The organism is Streptomyces sp. NPDC093071, assembly GCF_044754545.1.
GTDB lineage: Bacteria > Actinomycetota > Actinomycetes > Streptomycetales > Streptomycetaceae > Streptomyces.
The window spans coordinates 667,850-685,223 of record NZ_JBIVPH010000002.1; the positions used below are offsets into that span (position 1 = coordinate 667,850).

Here is a 17,374-nt window from a genome sequence, read left to right on the forward strand (position 1 = left end):
GTCGCCGACGACAAGGGTTTTCCCCGATGCCTACGTCCCGCTCGTGGGAGCAGGGTGGCGCTCTCTCCGGCTCACGGAGTTTCCCCCTCTGAGAGGACGTCACGTGAAGTCCCTTGTGCATGCAGAACGTTGGCGGAAAGCGGTACTGGCCGGTGTGGGCGCGGCGCTCGTCGTCGCCGGGCTCGGCGTCTCGCCGGCCGGGGCGGGGGTGCCGGCCGGCGCCCCCGCCCCGGTGGCCGGTGACGTGCCGGTCCCGGCAGGTCTGCTCGCCGCGGTGCGGCGTGATCTGGGGCTGACGCCGCAAGAGGCGGTCGACCGCCTCGCCGCCGAGAAGCGGACGTACCGCACGGCCGGAGCGGTCCGTGCCGTCCTGCCGGGCGGGAAGGTGACCGGCATGTGGTTCGACGCGGCCACGGATCGCTTGAACGTGGCGGTGGCGTCGGAGGCCGACGCGCGCACCGCCCGTGCGGCCGGGGCCGACGCGCGCGTCGTGGGCCGTGACCGTGCCGCGCTGGACGCCGCCGTCGACCGTGTCGGCCGGATCGTCGGCGCGGGGCGTGCCCCGGGCGTGGTCGGCTGGGGCGCGGACGAGGCGTCGGCCGACGTCGAGGTACGGGTGGAGGCCGGACGGGTCGCCGGGGTCCGCGCCGCGCTGCGGGACCTGGGTTCCTCGGTGCGCGTCGTGGCGGCGGAGCGTCCCCGTCAGCAGCAGGGGGACGTCGTCGGCGGGGAGAAGTGGGTGCCGGGCAGCGAGAGCCCGTGCTCGATCGGCTTCTCGGTCTCCGGGTCGGGCGGCACGAAGGGCTTCCTGACCGCGGGGCACTGCACCAACGACGCGAACCAGCCCGCCTACGGCAAGGACGGGACGCGGCTCGGCACGTCCAACCAGGGCGGCTCCCACAGCGTCAACGCCTCCGAAGGGGACTTCGGTCTCGTCGGGGTCGACCAGGCCGGCTGGGCGCTGTCGCCGAAGGTGTCCGGTCACGGCGGCGGAGACGTGACGGTGACCGGCGCGCAGGAAGGCGTGGTCGGCACCTCGGTGTGCCGTTCGGGCCAGACCAGCGGCTGGCGGTGCGGAAAGATCACCAAGGTGAACCAGACCGTGGACTACGGCAACGTGGTCATCGGCGGCCTGTCGTACACCGACGCCTGCTCCGCCGGCGGCGACTCCGGCGGCTCGTACGTCACGGCGACGGGCGGCAAGGCGGTCGGGCTGCACTCCGGCGGCGGCTCGGCCACCTGCTCGGGCGGCAGCGGCGAGAGGTTCACCATCTTCCAGCCGGTCAACGAGGCCCTCGCGAAGTGGGGGCTGAGCCTGGTGACCTCGGCTCCGCAGCCGGGCACCGTCACGGTGGCCGCCGTCGCCGGCCAGAGCTCCGTGCTCGGCCGGAGCGTCTCCCTGCCCAACAGCGCCTCCGGCGGCACCGCCCCGTACTCCTGGAGCGCGACCGGCCTCCCCGCCGGACTGTCCATCGGCGCCACGACGGGCACGGTGTCGGGAACGCCCACGGCCGCCGGATCGTCCTCGGTGACCCTCACCGCCACGGACAGCGCCGGCGCGTCCGGTTCCGTCTCCTTCACCTGGACCGTCACCGACGCCTCGGGGACCCCGCCGGCCCTCGCCCACCCCGGAAGCCAGACCGTCCGGGTGGGCCGGGCCGTCGTCCTCCCGCTCTCCGTGACCGGCGGCACCGCCCCGTACTCCTGGAGCGCGACCGGCCTTCCCGCCGGACTGTCCATCGGCGCCACGACGGGCACCGTGTCGGGAACGCCCACGACCTGGGGCATGACCACCTCCCGCGTCACCGTCACCGACGCCGCCGGGCGCTCCGCCTCGGTCGCCTTCGGCTGGAGCGTCTTCTACTGACTGTGCCGCCGCTCGTCGGGCGGCGTCCACGCACGCGGGGCCGGCGGGCACGGGGGGCCGCCGGCCCCGTCCTCGTGCTCTCCGGCGTCCCCGGGAACGAGGCGCGGCGCGAAGGAGGCGGCCAGGGCGCCGCGCGAGCGGACGCCGAGTTTCCGATAGACGCGGCTCAACGACGCCTCCACGGTCTTGACCGACACGAACAGGTGCTGTGCCGCCTCCTGGTTGGTGGCGCCCCGGCACACGAGCACGGCGAGGCGGTGCTCGGACGCGGTGAGGAGCGACTCGGGCGCTTCGGCCCCGGCCGTCTCCGTCCGGGCGGGGGCGGCCCGTCCGGCGAGTCTGCCCAGCAGATCGGCCGCCTGCTCCCGCCAGGGCTCGGCGGCGCAGGCGGTGAAGACCTCCTCGGCCCGTCGCCACGCCGTCCGGGCGGCGGCCTGGCGGCGGCGGGAGCGTTCGAGACGCCCCCACGCGAGGAGGGTCCGGCCCGCCTCCAGCGGCAGCCCGGCGTCCTCGAAGAGTGCGTGGGCGGTCCGGAGACGGGCCTCGGCCGCTCCGGCGTCGCCCCGGCGCAGCAGGCAGGCGGCCTCGGCCCGGTACAGGCCGGCGGTGAAGGTGCCGACGGAGAAGCCTCCGGCCGCGAGACCGGAACGCGTGCGCTCCAGCAGCTCCTCCGCCCTGTCGAGGGTGCCCGGAGAGGCGGCGAGGCTCTCGACGGCATCGGGCTGCCAGCGCAGCATCGTCGGATCCGCCACCCGCTGGTCGCGTTCGACGGCCTCGACCTCAGCCAGGGCCTTCGCGGCCACCGCCGCCTCCCCCATGGCCAGCTGGCAGGCCGCCCGCACCCACAGGCTGCGCGAAAGGTGGATGACGTCGTGCTCCTCCCGGCTCGCGCGCACGGCCAGACCGGCCAGCCGTACGGCTTCGGCGAAGCTGCCGCCGGCCTGCTGGGCGAGCGCGGCCGTGTACCAGGCGGGCCCGGGGGATAGTCCGTGCCGCGCCGTCAGGCCGACGGCCCGGGCGCTCCGTTCCAGGGCCTCCGCGCAGTGTCCGGCGCGGGCTTCGGCTTCGGCGAGGCTGCGCAGGACGTCGACGAGGTCCTCGGCGTTGCCGAGGGCCTCGGCCTGCGGAAGCAGGGTGAGGAGACGGTCGCGCGCGTCGGTGAGCCGGTCGTCGAAGACCGCGTGCCGGGCGGCCAGGTACTCCGGGCTGTTGCGGATCCCCATGGCCGCGGCGGAGGCGTGGAGCCCGAGCGCCCGGTCCAGGGTGTGCCGTGCGGGTGACGGGCGTCCGGTGATGCGCTCCATCCGGGCCCGCATGGTCAGCGCGGCCGCTTCGAGCGTCGTGTCGCCCGCCCGGCGCGCCAGTTCGGAGGAGCGGGTCGCGGCCCGGAGGGCCCGTTCGGGCTCGCCCCGGCAGACGTTGGTCTGGATGGCGCGGCGCAGCTCCACCTGGGCCAGGAGCCCGGGGTCGCGGCCGGCGAGCGCTTGGGCGGTCCCGAGGAGCGGTTCGGCTTCGACCAGGGCCTGGCCGTGCGCGTCGACGAGGGCCAGCGCGGCCGCGAGCCGGTCCCGGCGCGGGGCCCGCATCCGGTCGAGTTCCGCGCGGACCTCCGCCGCGACGCCGACGGACGAGGAGGCCGCGGCGTCGCGGGCGGCCCGGGCCAGGCGGCGCAGGCCGTCGTCCCGGGCGTCGACGGGCGTGAGCCGGGCGGACAGGACGAGCAGCTCCGCGGCCAGGGCGGGTTCGGCCGCGGCGCGGGCCTTCCCGGCGGCCCGCTCCACCCGCCGTGCGAGCCCGCCGTCGGGGGTCTCCTGCGCGAGGGCGAGGTGCCGGACGCGGTGCACCGGGTCCCGGGTGGCCGCTGCCAGGGACCGGTGGACGCGGCGCCCGCCCCGGGCTCCCGCGTCGTCGGCCGCCGCCTCGCGCAGCGCTCCGCACGCGAACCGCACCGTGCCCGAGGCGTCGGTGCCGACCAGCCCGGCCCGTTCCGCCACGGCCACCCGGGCCTCCGCGTCCGGGTGTCCGGCCCGTACGAGGAGGCCGGTGGTCGGGTGCCGGGCCAGCGCGGCCGCGGTCAGGGTCGTACGGACGTCCCGCGGCAGGGTCCGCAGCCAGGTGCGTGCCGCGTCACGTGCGGCGCCGGCGAGTTCGAGGCGACCGCTCCCGGCCGGTGTCCCGGCGAGCGCGGCGCACGCCTCGCGGGTGAGCAGGGGATGGCCGCCGCAGTGCCGGTGCACCGCCGGTGCCCAGCGGCTCGGCAGTCCGGCCCCGGTCAGCCGGTCCGCCGTCCAGGCGGTGTCGAGGGGCCGCAGCGGGAGGACCGCCGCGTAGGAGCCGAGGAGGCGTTCGGCGGCAGGGGTGTCGCCGGGCCGGGCGGCGGCGCGTTCGGCGGCGAGGACCGACAGCGGCGGTCCGCCCGTCCCGACCGGGCCCGCGAGCGCGTGGACCGCGTACGCCAGGACGTCGGCGCTGCGTTCGTCGGTCCACTGCGCTCCGTCGACGACCAGGACGGCTCCCGGGTGCGCGGCGAACAGCGCCGTCACCGCGATCCGCAGGAGCCCGTGGTCGGGCTCGGGGACGGCCTGCGCGGGGGACGACGTGGCGAGGGCGAGCAGACGGTCCGCGTACGCGGCCGACAGCGCGCGGAGGTGTCCGGGCGGGCAGCCGAAGGCGAGGAGCTTCCGCAGGACCGCGTACGGGGAGGCACGGTCGTCCTCCCGCGCCGCCGACAGGAACACCGCGCCGGCCGGGGCTCCCGCGCGCAGGCGCTCGTTCACGGCGGCGAGGAGCGTGGACTTGCCCGTCCCCCACGGACCGCGGACCACCACGCGCCGCTCCGTACGGAGCAGACGCAGGACGTCCTCCGGCCCGGGCCCGTCCCGCCCGCCCGGAGCGGCGGGAACGCGGCTGCGCATGATCGTCCGCGACGTCATGCGCACACTGTACGACCGACCCGTGGCGCGGCCAACGGGCTCTCGCCGCCCGGGTGCGCCGGTCGTCCCGGCCGCTTCGACCCCCGGGCGCGACCTGCGGGCGAGGCTCCGGGCCGCCCCCGTGCGCGTACGTGGCCGAGCGTCGCACCCGTGCGCCCGCGCGGTCGAGCGCCGATAATTCCGCCATGCCGTGCGCACGCGAGGCGCATCCCGTCGACCCCGCCCCGACGTACCGTCAGGTGTCACCAGGAGGTATTCATGAGGATGCTGATCAACGTCCCCGAGACCGTCGTCGCCGACGCGCTGCGCGGGATGGCCGCCGCGCATCCCGAGCTGACCGTGGACGTGGAGCGGCGGGTCGTGGTGCGGCGGGACGCGCCCGTGGCGGGGAAGGTGGCGCTGGTGTCCGGCGGCGGGTCGGGGCACGAGCCGCTGCACGGGGGGTTCGTGGGGCCGGGGATGCTCGCCGCCGCCTGTCCGGGGGAGATCTTCACGTCCCCGGTGCCGGATCAGATGGTGCGGGCCGCCGCCGCGGTCGACAGCGGGGCCGGGGTGCTGTTCGTCGTGAAGAACTACACCGGGGACGTGCTGAACTTCGAGATGGCGGCCGAGCTGGCCGAGGACGAGGGGATCCAGGTCGCCAAGGTGCTCGTCGACGACGACGTGGCCGTGACGGACAGCCTCTACACGGCGGGGCGGCGCGGCACCGGGGCCACGCTGTTCGTGGAGAAGATCGCCGGGGCCGCCGCCGAGGAGGGCGCTCCGCTGGAGCGCGTGGAGTCGGTCGCCCGCCGGGTCAACGCGCGGTCCCGCTCCTTCGGGGTGGCCCTGAGCGCCTGCACCACCCCCGCTAAGGGCGGCCCCACCTTCGACCTTCCCGCCGGGGAGCTGGAGTTGGGCGTCGGCATCCACGGCGAGCCGGGCCGCGAGCGGCGGGCCATGATGACCTCCCGGGAGATCGCGGACTTCGCCGTCGACGCCGTCCTGGAGGACCTGCGCCCGTCCGGGCCGGTCCTCGCCCTGGTGAACGGGATGGGCGCGACCCCGCTCCTGGAGCTGTACGGCTTCAACGCCGAGGTGCAGCGGGTGCTCACCGAGCGCGGGGTGCCGGTGGCCCGGACACTGGTGGGGAACTACGTGACCTCGCTCGACATGGCGGGCTGCTCGGTCACCCTGTGCGAGGCCGACGAGGAGCTGCTGCGCCTGTGGGACGCGCCCGTACGGACCCCCGCCCTGCGCTGGGGACTGTGAACGGGACGGGAGGGACCGGTGGACGACGGTACGGGAGTGGGAGACGGCATGACGGAGACCTTCGGCGCGGAGTTCCTGGTGCGCTGGCTGACGGCGGTGGCCGAGGACGTCGGCCGCGAGGCGGACCGGCTCACCGAGCTGGACTCGGCCATCGGCGACGCCGACCACGGCGCCAATCTGAAGCGGGGGTTCGCCGCCGTGGCCGAGACCCTGGCGAAGGAGCCGCCCGGGACGCCCGGCGCGGTGCTCACCACCGCCGGACGGCAGCTGATCTCCACGGTGGGCGGCGCGTCCGGACCGCTGTACGGGACGCTCCTCCGGCGCGCGGGGAAGGCGCTGGGCGACGACGACCGGGTCGGGCGGGAGCGGCTCGCGGAGGCGCTCGGCGCCGGCGTGGCCGCCGTGTCGCAGCTCGGCGGGGCCCAGGTGGGCGACAAGACGATGCTGGACGCGCTCGTACCGGCCGTGGAGGCGCTGCCGGAGTCGTTCGCGGCGGCCCGCGCGGCCGCCGGGGAGGGCGCCCTCGCGACCGTGCCCCTGCGCGCCCGCAAGGGCAGGGCGAGCTATCTGGGCGAGCGGTCGGTCGGACACCAGGACCCGGGGGCGACCTCGTCGGCCCTGCTGTTCGCGGCACTCGCCGCCACGGCTGCCTCGGAAGGGGAGGAAGGGTGAGTCCGTCGGAAGCGGAAGGATCAGAGGGAACAGGGGGAGTGAAGGGGGCGGGGGGTGTGGGGCCCGTCGGCGTCGTCCTCGTCTCGCACAGCGCCACGGTCGCGGCGGCGGTGGCCCAGCTGGCCCTGGGGCTCGCCGGCGGCGAAGGCCCGCCCCTGGTGCTGCCCGCGGGCGGGACCCCGGACGGCGGTCTGGGGACGAGTTCCGAGCTGATCACCGCGGCGGCGAAGGCCGTCGACCGGGGTGCCGGGGTGGCGCTCCTGGTCGACCTGGGCAGCGCCGTGCTCACCGTGAAGGCGCTCCTCGCCGAGGGCGACGAGCTGCCCGGGGACTCCCGCCTGGTGGACGCGCCCTTCGTCGAGGGCGCGGTCGCCGCGGTGGTGACGGCGAGCGCGGGCGGGGACCTCGACGCGGTGGAGGCCGCGGCCTCGGAGGCGTACTCCTACCGGAAGGCGTGAGGGCGCCGGGCCGGGCCTCTCGGGCCCTTCGGCACCAATCGCGGTTACCGAGTAGTAAACATCACGCCCCGATTCTTCTGCAACTAGTTGCAGAACCCGCAGGGGTCCCCTACAACAGGGGGTGACGATCCTGCGCGAGGAGGCGCCCTCATGACCCCGTACCCGCATCTGCTCAGCCCGCTCGACCTCGGGTTCACCACCCTGCCCAACCGGGTGATCATGGGCTCGATGCACGTCGGCCTGGAGGAGGCCGAGCACGGGTTCGCGCGCATGGCCGCCTTCTACGCCGAGCGCGCCCGCGGCGGCGTGGGCCTGATCGTCACCGGCGGCATCGCGCCCAACGAGGCCGGCCGCCCCTGGGACGGCGGAGCCAAGCTCACCACCGCCGAGGAGGTCGCCGAGCACCGGCTCATCACCGACGCCGTGCACCGGGAGGGCGGCCGGATCGCGATGCAGATCCTGCACTTCGGCCGGTACGCGTACCACCCCGCCCTGGTCGCGCCCAGCCCTCTTAAGGCCCCCATCAGCCCCTTCCCGCCGAACGAGCTGACCGACGCCGAGGTCGAGCAGACGGTCGAGGACTACGTCCGCTGCGCCGAGCTCGCCCGGGAGGCCGGGTACGACGGCGTCGAGGTGATGGGCTCCGAGGGCTACCTCATCAACGAGTTCATCGCCGCCGCGACCAACCACCGCACCGACCGCTGGGGCGGCTCGTACGAGAACCGCGTCCGCTTCCCGCTGGAGATCGTCCGCCGGATCCGCGAGCGGGTCGGCGAGGACTTCATCCTGGTCTACCGCCTCTCGATGCTGGACCTGGTCCCCGGCGGCTCCACCCTGGAGGAGGTCGTCCGGCTCGCCAAGGAGATCGAGGCGGCGGGCGCCACGATCATCAACACCGGCATCGGCTGGCACGAGGCGCGCATCCCCACCATCGCGACCTCCGTGCCGCGCGGCGCCTACACCTGGGTGACGAAGAGGCTGATGGGCGAGGTGACCGTGCCGCTCGTCACCAGCAACCGCATCAACACCCCCGAGGTCGCCGAGGAGATCCTCGCCGACGGCCGCGCCGACCTGGTCTCCCTGGCCCGCCCGTTCCTCGCGGACCCGGACTTCGTCGCCAAGGCCACGGCCGGCCGCGCCGACACCATCAACACCTGCATCGGCTGCAACCAGGCCTGCCTGGACCACACCTTCAGCCTGAAGATCACCTCCTGCCTGGTGAACCCGCGCGCCTGCCACGAGACCGAGCTGGTCCTCTCCCCCACCCGCCGCGCCAAGCGGATCGCGGTGGTCGGCGCGGGCCCGGCCGGGCTCTCCTGCGCGGTGTCGGCGGCCGAGCGCGGCCACGCCGTCACCCTCTTCGACGCCGCCGCCGAGATCGGCGGCCAGCTCAACGTCGCCAAGCGGGTGCCGGGCAAGGACGAGTTCGACGAGACCCTGCGCTACTTCCGCGTCCAGCTCGCCGAGCGCGGCGTCGAGGTGCGCCTGAACACCCCGGTCGCGGCGGCCGACCTGGACGGCTACGACGAGGTCGTGGTCGCCACCGGCGTCTCCCCGCGCACCCCCGCCATCGAGGGCGTGGACCACCCGAGCGTCGTCAGCTACCTGGACGTGCTGCGGGACGGCGCGCCGGTCGGCGAGCGGGTCGCGGTCATCGGCGCCGGCGGCATCGGCTTCGACGTCGCGGAGTTCCTCACGGACGGCGGGGAGGGCGCGAGCCAGGACCCCGAGACGTACTTCCGCCAGTGGGGCGTGGACACCTCGTACGAGAACCGGGGCGGGCTGCGGACGCCCGAGCGGACCGCTCCCCCGCGCCAGGTGCACCTGCTCCAGCGCAAGGACAGCAAGGTCGGCGCGGGCCTCGGCAAGACCACCGGGTGGATCCACCGGACCGAGCTCAAGCACCGCGGCGTGGCCATGGTGGCGGGCGTGACGTACGACCGGATCGACGACGAGGGCCTGCACGTCACGGTCGGCGGCGAGTCCCGGGTGCTCCCGGTCGACACGGTCGTGCTCTGCGCGGGCCAGGAGCCGCGACGGGACCTGTACGAGGAGCTGGTGGCGGCGGGCCGCACGGCACACCTCATCGGCGGCGCGGACGTCGCCGCCGAGCTGGACGCCAAGCGGGCCATCGACCAGGGCACCCGCCTCGCCGCCGCGCTGTGACCACCCCGTGGGGGGGGGGGGGGGGCGCCCCCCCCCCGGCGGGGGGGGGGGGGGCCCCCCCCCCCGCCGGGGCGGGGGCCCCCCCCCCCCCCGGCCCGCCCCCCCCCCCCCCGCGCGGCGCGCCCCCCCCCCCCCCCCCCCCGCCGGGGGGGGGCGCCCCCCCCCCGGCCCCCGGGCGGCCCCCCCCCCCCCCCCGGGCCCCCCCCCGGGCCCCCGAACCTAGGATGCGAGCATGTCCCTGCCGCACGCGATCCTCACCGCGCTGCTCGAGAAGCCGTCCTCCGGCCTCGAACTGACGCGCCGCTTCGACAAGTCGATCGGCTACTTCTGGTCGGCCACGCACCAGCAGATCTACCGCGAGCTGGGAAGGCTGGAGCAGGCCGGGCACATCCGCGCCCTGCCCGCCCCGGTGCCCGTCCGGGGGCAGCGGAAGGAGTACGAGGTGCTGCCCGCTGGCCGCGCCGAGCTGGGCGACTGGGTCGCCAGGTCCGAGGACCCGAAGCCGATGCGGTCCGCCCTGCTGCTGCGGATGCGGGCGGCCGCGATGGTCGGCGCGACGGGCTTCAGGCCCGAGCTGGAGCGCCATCTCGCGCTGCACCGCGAGCAGTTGGCGGAGTATCTGGCGATCGAGGCCAAGGACTTCCCGGCGGAGCGGCGGAGCACCGAGCCGGACCGGCTGCGCCATCTCGTCCTGCGGGGCGGGATCGACCTGGAGCGCTTCTGGGTGGAATGGCTGACCGGCGCCCTTGTGGAACTGGACCGGGAGGAGTAGCCCCGGCGGGTACGGCCCGGTGCCGGGCGATACTGGGTGCCTGCCGGTTCCACGACACGAAAGGGCGGGTATGACCGACGACTTGGGGCGCCGCACGACACGTCACGCGGTGGTCATCGGGGGAAGTCTCGCTGGGCTGCTTGCCGCACGGGTCCTCGCCGAGCACGCGGAGAAGGTGACGGTCGTCGAGCGCGACCGCTTCCCCGAGGGACCGGAGGCGAGGCCCGGCGTTCCGCAGGGCCGGCACCTCCACGTCCTGATCGCGGGCGGACAGGAGGCGTTCGACGAGCTGCTCCCCGGCTTCACCCGGGAACTGGGGGAGCTGGGCGCGCCGAAGGTGGGCATCCCGCAGGACATGATCCAGTGGCAGAACGGCAGCTGGTACCGCCGGACGCCCGCGACCGCGCACTTCTTCACCGGTCCGCGCCCGCAGCTGGAGTGGCTGGTGCGGCGGCGGGTGTTCGCGGATCCGCGGATCGAGCTGGTCGAGGGCACCGAGACCGTGGGCCTGACCGGGGACTCCTCGCGGGTGCGGGGCGTACGGCTGCGGGAGCGCGGCGCGGGGGCCGGCGGGGAGGTCCGTACGCTGGCGGCCGATCTGGTGGTGGACGCCTCCGGGCGGTCCACGAAGGCCGCGGACTGGCTGGCGGGCATCGGCGCGGAGGCGCCGCACGAGGAGACCCTCGACACGGGCCTGGCGTACGCGACCCGGGTCTACGGGACGCCGTCCGGCGGCCCGGACACCGACGCGCTGGGCCACTACATCGTGCCGAACCCCGGGCAGGTGTACGGCGGCGTGGTGCTGCCGCTCGGCGACGGGCGGCACCTGGTCACCCTCTCGGGGCTGCGCGGTGACGAACCGCCCGCCGAGGAGGGCGCGTTCGAGGAGTACGCCAAGCGGCTGCCGCATCCGGTGATCAGCGACTGGCTGGCCCGGGTGGAGCCGGAGTCGCCGGTGTACGGCTTCCGGAAGACCGCCAACGTCCGGCGCCGGTACGACCGTCCGGGGCGCCGTCCGGCCGGTTTCCTCGCCACGGGTGACGCGCTGTGCGCCTTCAACCCGATCTACGGGCAGGGCATGGCGGTCGCCGCGCTCAGCGCGGTCGCGCTGCGCCGGGCGCTCGCCGATCCGAAGCGGACGCCGACGACGCGGGTGGTGCAGCGGGCGCTCCTGGACGCCTCGAAGCAGGCGTGGGACATCTCGGCGGGCGCCGACAAGAAGATGCCCGGGGCCACGGGGGACGCGGCGAGCCCCGGTCCGCTGGACCGCGCGGTCGGCTGGTACCTGGGCCGGGTGCAGCAGCGGGCGGCGGGCGATCCGGCCGTGGGGGCGGCGTTCCGCTCGGTGTTCGGCCTGACCGCGCCGCTGACGGCCCTGTTCGCGCCGTCGGTGGCCCGGGCGGTGCTGTTCGGGCCGCCCGTCGAGACGCCGTCCGGGCCGCCGCTGCGGCGCGACGCGTAGGCCGTCCGGGTGAGGCCCCGGGACGGGGGCGGCCGGCGGAAGCCGGCGTCCGGTTCAGACGCCCGGGGCCGCCGTGATCATGCCGGCGGCGATGGCCGCGCCGAGCGCCGCGTAGTCGTCGGCGTTCTGGTGGGCGTAGGCGAGGGCGAAGTCGGCGAGGGCGTGGTCGAAGACGTCCGAGCCGCCGAGGTAGGCGGCGATGGCGACGCGGTCGCCGGAGCGGGCGTGGGCGCGGGCCAGGGCCCGGCCGCAGAGCCGCGCGTAGTCCCGGAGCATGGCCGGGGACATGGTCTCCACCTCGGCCGAGCCCTTCATGTCGCGCAGTTGGCGCCAGTAGAAGTGGCGCTGTTCGGGGCCGGTCATCCAGCCGAGGAAGATGTCGCTGGCGGCCTGGATGAGGCGCTGGCCGCAGACGACCCGCTGCCCCTGGTGGGGGTAGGCGGTGGGGGCCAGGTACTCCTCCAGGACGGAGTGGCCGGCCTCCTTGATCTGGAGGATGAGCGGGTCGGCCTCGTTCCGGCCTTCGAGGAGGAGGACGAAGCAGCGGGTGCCGACGCTGCCGACCCCGACGACCTTGCGGGCGGCGTCGAGGAAGCGGTAGCGGTCGAGGAGCAGCCGCCGTTCCTCGGCGAGGGAGCTGCGGTAGTCGCTGAAGACCTTGCCGAGGGTGACCCGGTCGATGTCCGTGGTGCGTTCCAGGAGCGGCGGGTCGTCGGCGATGTGCCGGTGTCCGGTCGCGTCCGCCTCGGTGAGCTTGTCGAAGGCCTGGAGGCTGGTGCGGCGGCGGGCGCGGGCGAGCCGGTTCTCCAGGCGGCCGCGGTCGCTCCGGCGGACCAGGGCCGGGAGGTCGTCGGCGGCGATCCGCTCGTACCAGACGGCGAGCTCCCCGAGGCCGGCCAGGCGGCGCATGGACGTGCGGTACGACTCGACGGCGACGAGGGCGGCGCGGCGGGCCTTGGTCCTGGTGCCGCCGTTCTGGAGGGCCGCGACGGTGACGCTCGCGGCGAGCCGTTTCACGTCCCATTCGAAGGGGCCGGGGAGGGTCTCGTCGAAGTCGTTCACGTCGAAGAGGAGCGTCCGTTCGGGTGAGGCGTAGACGCCGAAGTTGAGGAGGTGGGCGTCGCCGCACAGCTGGACGGTGAGCCCGGTGTCGGGCTGGGCGCCGAGGTCGGCGGCCATGACGGCGGCGGCGCCGCGCAGGAACGCGAAGGGGGAGGACGCCATCCTGCCGTACCGGAGGGGGACGAGGTCGGGCAGCCGGTCCCGGGCCTGGCGCTCCAGGACGCCCAGCGGGTCGGGCCGCTGGGAGCTGGGTATCCAGCGGCCGTGGGAGGATCGGGAGACGCGCTTGCGGGCCTCCCTTCCCCGTGCGGCGCGCTCCGACGGCGTCGTCATCCGGCCTCACCCGCCTCTCCCGCCGGGGCGGATTCGCCCCCGCCACCTGGAACCTCATTACAAGGCGCAACGCGCGTTTCGGCCACTCTTTCCGACGGGACTGGCAAAATGGTTTAGACCAATGATAGGAATTGATCACCCATACGGCCCATGCGGTCACGCTGAGCAAAGAGAGGGTTGATCATGGCCGAGCCCGATTCCGGGGCGGCGGAAGTGCCGCTCTACCTCCGGGTCGCCGCCGCCCTGCGTGAGGATCTCGCCCAGCGGCGCATCTCCCCCGGCAGCAGACTCCCTTCGGAACGTTCGCTGTCCCAGCGCTACCACGTCAACCGGCAGACCGTACGGAGCGCGCTCCAGCTCCTCCGCGACGAGGGACTCGTCGTCACCGACCGGCGCGGCACCTTCGCCGCGGGTCCCGGGGCCGAGGCCCGCACCGAGGATTGCGCCCCCAGGGTCCACCGGCCGTCCTTCCCCGGCGGGCCCCGCGCGGCGGGGACCCTGGTGCGGGCCTCGCTCGCCTGGGAGCCGCCGCCCGCCCCGCTCGCCCCGCGCCTGCTGCTCGCCCCCGGCGAACCGACGCTCGTCCACCGGCACGCGGTGCTCGATCCGCGGGGATCGGCGCTCCAGCGGGCGGTGTCGTGGTTCTCCCGGCCCGCGCTCGCCGAGATCCCCCAGCTGGCCCGCTACCGGCGGGGCCGGGACTGCCGCCAGCAGCCCGATCTGCGCCTGCTCTACCACTGGATGCACCAGGCAGGGCTGCGGGTCGTCCACCGGGAGTCGGTGGGCGTGCCGGCCGACCCCGGGACGACGGCCGGCGGCGCGGCCCGGCTGCTCGTCCACCGGGTGGTCAGCGACCAGCACGGGCGCGCCCTGGAGATCACGGACATCGATGTCGCGGCCCGGTCGGCGGCCTGGACCTACGAGTTCAGCGCCTGACCGCACGACACGGGACGCCCGGGCCGCGCCGACGCGGCCCGGGCGTCCGGTCCTCGGCGCGTCACGCCACCGGGGGCAGCGGTTCACGGGCCGCGTGCCAGGCGGGAGGCAGGGCGGCGACGCCCGTGCGGGCGGCGACGACCCCGCCCGCGATGGCGCAGGTGGTGTCGATGTCGCCGCGCCCGGCGACCGTGACCCACAGCCCCTCGTGCAGGTCGTCGAGGTGCCCCGCCGCGCACCACAGGGCGTACGGGACGGTGTCGGGCCCCGACATCCGGTAGCCGGAGCCCAGGACCTCCGCGGCGTGCCGGACGGAGGTGTGCTCCGGCATCCGGGCCGCGATCCGCACGCCCGACCGGACGTCGCTGTCGGGGAGCCGTTCGGCGACCGCCCGGAGGAAGTCCGGTCCGGCCGGGGCGGGTCCGCCCCTGCTGCGAGCCGCCAGCGCCGCGGCGAGGGCGACCGCCACCGCTCCGGCGACGGCCTCCGGGTGGTGGTGCGAGACCTCGGCCTGGCGGGCGGCCTGCTCGGCGGCCGCGTCGAGGTCGGCGGCGTGCCAGGCGCCGAGCGGGGCGGCCCGCATGGCCGCGCCGTTGCCCCAGGAGCCCTGTCCGCCGAACTGTCCGGCCACGACGTCCCGCCAGGGCTCGCCCGCGGCGATCCGGCGCAGCACGTCGTGCATCGAGGCCCCGTAGCCGCGGTGCGTGTCCTCGGCGTAGGCCGCCGCGAGGCGCCGGGCCAGGCGGTCCTGATCGACGGCGCCCCCGCCCTCGGTCAGCTCCCGGACGAGGACCAGCGCCTGCGCGGTGTCGTCGCTCCACCGCCACAGCGGCTCCGGGGGCGGCGTCCGCGTCTCCAGGGCCGCCGTGCCGTCCCTGCGCAGGATGCCGAACCAGCGGTCGCCGAAGGCGTCGCCGAACGCGAGTCCGTGCAGCGAATCCAGTACGGCGGCAGGTGTGTCGGTCATCGGCGCAGTATCGCAACGCGCCGGTTCCCCCGGCACTCCGTTTTCGGCGCCGCCGGGCTTCCGGCCCCCGGCCTCAGGCGGGCTTGCGCCACACGGAGACGTGCTTCGCGGAGTCCTGGACGAACAGCGACCCGTCCCAGTCCGCGACGCGGCGTTCGAGGTCGAGCCCGGCGATCCGCGCCATCAGGTCGAGTTCGGCCGGCCAGGCGTAGCGGTGCCGGGAGTTGCCCCGGCGGTAGCGGCCGTCGTCGCCGTCGCGGGTGAAGTGGTGCGAGACGAGGACCTGTTCGACCAGGTCGAAGGTGTCGAAGCCGAGGTGCCGCTCGGAGACGTCGAACGGCACCGCGACCTGGCCGGGCGGCAGGGACCGCAGCGGCGGCACGACCAGCTCGACGACGAACCGGCCGCCGGGCTCCAGGTGCCGCGCGGCGTTGCGGAAGCACTCGACCTGCTCGTTCTGGGTGAGCAGGTTCGAGAGGGTGTTGTAGACGAGGTAGACCAGGGCGAACTCGCCGGGGACGGTCGTGGTGGCCATGTCCCCGATGACCACGGGGAGCGTGTCCTCGTCGGCCTTGCGGCGCAGCACCGCCACCATGTGCTCGGACAGCTCGATCCCCACCACCGGCACGCCGCGCTCCCGGAGCGGGACGCCCACGCGTCCGGTCCCGACGGCGAACTCCAGCGCCCGGCCGTCTCCGGCGAGGTCGGCCAGGAAGTCGAGGGTCGGTCCGAGGACGGCGGCCGAGGACATCTCGGTCTCCTCGGCGTCGTAGCGGTCGGCGGTCGCACGGGTCCACAGCTCGCTGCTCGTCATGGGCGTCCACTCTGCCGGGCCCCGGGGACGCTGTCGACGCATTTGTCTCCCGCCGGACGGGGCCCGGGTCCCGTCCGGCGGGGCGGGGGCCGGGCGGGGCCCTAGACGATCCCCTCCGCGATGTCCGCCTCCTCGCGGGCCGTGCCGTACGCGGTCGGCGTGCCGTACGAGCGGCGGGCGACGTACCACCAGACGCTGGCCAGGACGAGGACGACGGCGAGGGCGATGACGGCGTAGTTCATGGTGTCGACCGTCACCGGGGACTTCTGCGGCAGGCAGAAGAGGACGGTGACCAGGGCCACCCAGACGACGGCGGTCCAGCCGATCGGCCTGCTCCAGCGGCCCAGGCTCCACGGCCCGGGGGTGAAGCGCTTCCCGGCGCGCAGCCGCAGGTAGATCGGGATGGCGTAGGCGGGCGTGATGCCGATGACGTTGATGGCGGTCACGGCGCCGTAGGCGGTGGCCGAGTAGAGCGAGGGCACGGCGATGAGCGCGGCCACGCCGACCGAGAGCCAGACGGCCGGGACGGGGGTCTGGGTGCGGGTGCTGACCTTCCGCCAGAGCGCCGAGCCGGGCAGGGCGTTGTCCCGGCTGAAGGCGAAGACCATCCGGCTCGCGGCGGCCACCTCGGCGTTGCCGCAGAAGAGCTGGGCGACGATCACGACGAGCAGCAGGGCGGTGGCCCCGCCGGTGCCGAGCGCGTCCAGGAGGATCTGGGCGGGCGGGACGCCGGTGGCGCTGTTCTGCGTGGCGGCGTAGTCCTGGATCGCGAAGGTGAGTCCGGCGAGCAGGGCGAAGCCGGCGATCCAGGAGACCCAGATGGCCCGCACGATGCCCTTGGCGGCGGCGACGGAGGCGTTCGAGGTCTCCTCGGAGAGGTGGGCGGAGGCGTCGTAGCCGCAGAAGGTGTACTGGGCCAGGAGCAGGCCGATCGCGGCCACGTAGAAGGGGTTGGCCCACCCGGTGTCGTTGACGAACTCGGTGAAGACGAACTCGGCGGACTGGTGCCGCTCCGGGATGATCGCGAGGGCGCCGACGATGACCGCGACGCCGGCCAGGTGCCACCAGACGCTGACGGAGTTCAGCACGCTGACCAGGCGGACGCCGAAGAGGTTCAGGACGGCGTGGAGCAGCAGGATCGCCAGGAAGATGAGGAAGGTGGAGCCGACGGTGGGTTCGAAGCCCCACTGGAGGTTGAGGAAGGCCCCGGTGAAGAGGGCGGCGCCGTAGTCGATGCCGGCGATGGCACCGAGCAGGCCGAGGAGGTTCAGCCAGCCGGTGTACCAGCCCCAGCGGCGTCCGCCGAGCCGGTCGGCCATGTAGTAGAGGGCGCCGGAGGTCGGGTAGGCGCTGGTGACCTCGGCGAGGGCGAGGCCGACGCACAGGACGAAGAGGCCGACGCCCGCCCAGCCCCACAGCATGACGGCGGGGCCGCCGGTGCCCAGGCCGAAGCCGTAGAGGGTCATGCAGCCGGAGAGGACCGAGATGACCGAGAAGCTGATCGCGAAGTTGCCGAAGCCGCCCATGCGGCGGGCGAGGACGGGCTGGTAGCCGAGCTCCCTCAGCCGCTCCTCCTCGTCCTGGACGGGCGGTGGCTTGCGTATCGCGTCGGCGGGGACTTCGGTGCGGGCCATGGGGACCTCCGGGGGGACGAACGGTGAGCGGGAAAGGGGGAGTGCGG

The 17,374-nt window shown here is 75.2% G+C and carries 13 protein-coding genes; 8 read left to right on the forward strand and 5 right to left on the reverse strand.

The genetic code is table 11. The features are described 5' to 3' along the window. Positions 1-115 precede the first annotated feature (115 nt). Positions 116-1,867: a putative Ig domain-containing protein gene (locus tag ACIQD7_RS08810; RefSeq protein ID WP_402440787.1), complete on the forward strand. Its 1,752-nt coding sequence runs from the start codon at positions 116-118 to the stop codon at positions 1,865-1,867. Here the strand turns inward: ACIQD7_RS08810 and ACIQD7_RS08815 are convergent. Then, a complete protein-coding gene (locus ACIQD7_RS08815) occupies positions 1,861-4,800 on the reverse strand; it encodes an AAA family ATPase (protein WP_402440789.1) in 2,940 nt (979 codons plus the stop codon). The two genes, ACIQD7_RS08810 and ACIQD7_RS08815, sit on opposite strands and share 7 nt — an antisense overlap. A gap of 258 nt (positions 4,801-5,058) precedes the next feature. On the opposite strand from ACIQD7_RS08815, the gene dhaK reads away from it, so the two are divergent. The 6 genes from dhaK to ACIQD7_RS08845 all read left to right on the forward strand — a co-directional run bounded on the left by dhaK (position 5,059) and on the right by ACIQD7_RS08845 (position 11,581). Beyond that, positions 5,059-6,051, forward strand: a complete 993-nt coding sequence (gene dhaK, locus ACIQD7_RS08820; RefSeq protein WP_402440791.1) for a dihydroxyacetone kinase subunit DhaK — start codon at positions 5,059-5,061, stop codon at positions 6,049-6,051. A 48-nt stretch (positions 6,052-6,099) separates the two neighbouring features. Next, positions 6,100-6,723: a dihydroxyacetone kinase subunit DhaL gene (gene dhaL, locus ACIQD7_RS08825; RefSeq protein ID WP_402440793.1), complete on the forward strand. Its 624-nt coding sequence runs from the start codon at positions 6,100-6,102 to the stop codon at positions 6,721-6,723. 56 nt (positions 6,724-6,779) lie between these two features. Further along, positions 6,780-7,181, forward strand: coding sequence for a PTS-dependent dihydroxyacetone kinase phosphotransferase subunit DhaM (locus ACIQD7_RS08830; protein WP_402440795.1), 402 nt, complete (start codon positions 6,780-6,782; stop codon positions 7,179-7,181). Between the two features lie 150 nt (positions 7,182-7,331). Further along, the gene (locus tag ACIQD7_RS08835) at positions 7,332-9,347 is read left to right on the forward strand and encodes an FAD-dependent oxidoreductase (protein WP_402440797.1); all 2,016 of its coding nucleotides are present in this window, start codon (positions 7,332-7,334) and stop codon (positions 9,345-9,347) included. 232 nt (positions 9,348-9,579) lie between these two features. Next, positions 9,580-10,119 (forward strand): PadR family transcriptional regulator, encoded by a 540-nt coding sequence (locus ACIQD7_RS08840; RefSeq protein ID WP_121832754.1) that lies wholly within the window; start codon positions 9,580-9,582, stop codon positions 10,117-10,119. A 70-nt stretch (positions 10,120-10,189) separates the two neighbouring features. Then, positions 10,190-11,581, forward strand: a complete 1,392-nt coding sequence (locus ACIQD7_RS08845; protein ID WP_402440799.1) for an NAD(P)/FAD-dependent oxidoreductase — start codon at positions 10,190-10,192, stop codon at positions 11,579-11,581. Positions 11,582-11,635: 54 nt separating this feature from the next. On the opposite strand, the gene ACIQD7_RS08850 is transcribed toward ACIQD7_RS08845, so the two are convergent. After that, on the reverse strand, positions 11,636-12,976 hold the full coding sequence (locus tag ACIQD7_RS08850) for a DUF2252 domain-containing protein (protein WP_402440801.1): 1,341 nt from the start codon (positions 12,974-12,976) through the stop codon (positions 11,636-11,638). Positions 12,977-13,159: 183 nt separating this feature from the next. On the opposite strand from ACIQD7_RS08850, the gene ACIQD7_RS08855 reads away from it, so the two are divergent. Continuing rightward, positions 13,160-13,912, forward strand: coding sequence for a GntR family transcriptional regulator (locus tag ACIQD7_RS08855; RefSeq protein WP_402440803.1), 753 nt, complete (start codon positions 13,160-13,162; stop codon positions 13,910-13,912). 61 nt (positions 13,913-13,973) lie between these two features. Here the strand turns inward: ACIQD7_RS08855 and ACIQD7_RS08860 are convergent, their stop codons facing one another. The 3 genes from ACIQD7_RS08860 to ACIQD7_RS08870 form a co-directional block, all read right to left on the reverse strand. Beyond that, the gene (locus ACIQD7_RS08860) at positions 13,974-14,879 is read right to left on the reverse strand and encodes an ADP-ribosylglycohydrolase family protein (RefSeq protein ID WP_402440805.1); all 906 of its coding nucleotides are present in this window, start codon (positions 14,877-14,879) and stop codon (positions 13,974-13,976) included. A 73-nt stretch (positions 14,880-14,952) separates the two neighbouring features. Beyond that, on the reverse strand, positions 14,953-15,693 hold the full coding sequence (locus ACIQD7_RS08865) for a class I SAM-dependent DNA methyltransferase (RefSeq protein WP_402440807.1): 741 nt from the start codon (positions 15,691-15,693) through the stop codon (positions 14,953-14,955). A gap of 101 nt (positions 15,694-15,794) precedes the next feature. Then, entirely contained in the window at positions 15,795-17,327 is a 1,533-nt protein-coding gene (locus tag ACIQD7_RS08870) for an amino acid permease (protein WP_402440809.1), read from the reverse strand. Positions 17,328-17,374: the final 47 nt, after the last annotated feature.

What these genes read in the sequence shown, in the direction of transcription:
- ACIQD7_RS08815 (WP_402440789.1), bottom strand. Translation starts at nt 4,800, where the DNA reads ATGACGTCGCGGACGATCATGCGCAGCCGCGTTCCCGCCGCTCCGGGC.
- dhaK (WP_402440791.1), top strand. Translation starts at nt 5,059, where the DNA reads ATGAGGATGCTGATCAACGTCCCCGAGACCGTCGTCGCCGACGCGCTG.
- dhaL (WP_402440793.1), top strand. Translation starts at nt 6,100, where the DNA reads ATGACGGAGACCTTCGGCGCGGAGTTCCTGGTGCGCTGGCTGACGGCG.
- ACIQD7_RS08835 (WP_402440797.1), top strand. Translation starts at nt 7,332, where the DNA reads ATGACCCCGTACCCGCATCTGCTCAGCCCGCTCGACCTCGGGTTCACC.
- ACIQD7_RS08840 (WP_121832754.1), top strand. Translation starts at nt 9,580, where the DNA reads ATGTCCCTGCCGCACGCGATCCTCACCGCGCTGCTCGAGAAGCCGTCC.
- ACIQD7_RS08845 (WP_402440799.1), top strand. Translation starts at nt 10,190, where the DNA reads ATGACCGACGACTTGGGGCGCCGCACGACACGTCACGCGGTGGTCATC.
- ACIQD7_RS08850 (WP_402440801.1), bottom strand. Translation starts at nt 12,976, where the DNA reads ATGACGACGCCGTCGGAGCGCGCCGCACGGGGAAGGGAGGCCCGCAAG.
- ACIQD7_RS08855 (WP_402440803.1), top strand. Translation starts at nt 13,160, where the DNA reads ATGGCCGAGCCCGATTCCGGGGCGGCGGAAGTGCCGCTCTACCTCCGG.
- ACIQD7_RS08860 (WP_402440805.1), bottom strand. Translation starts at nt 14,879, where the DNA reads ATGACCGACACACCTGCCGCCGTACTGGATTCGCTGCACGGACTCGCG.
- ACIQD7_RS08865 (WP_402440807.1), bottom strand. Translation starts at nt 15,693, where the DNA reads ATGACGAGCAGCGAGCTGTGGACCCGTGCGACCGCCGACCGCTACGAC.
- ACIQD7_RS08870 (WP_402440809.1), bottom strand. Translation starts at nt 17,327, where the DNA reads ATGGCCCGCACCGAAGTCCCCGCCGACGCGATACGCAAGCCACCGCCC.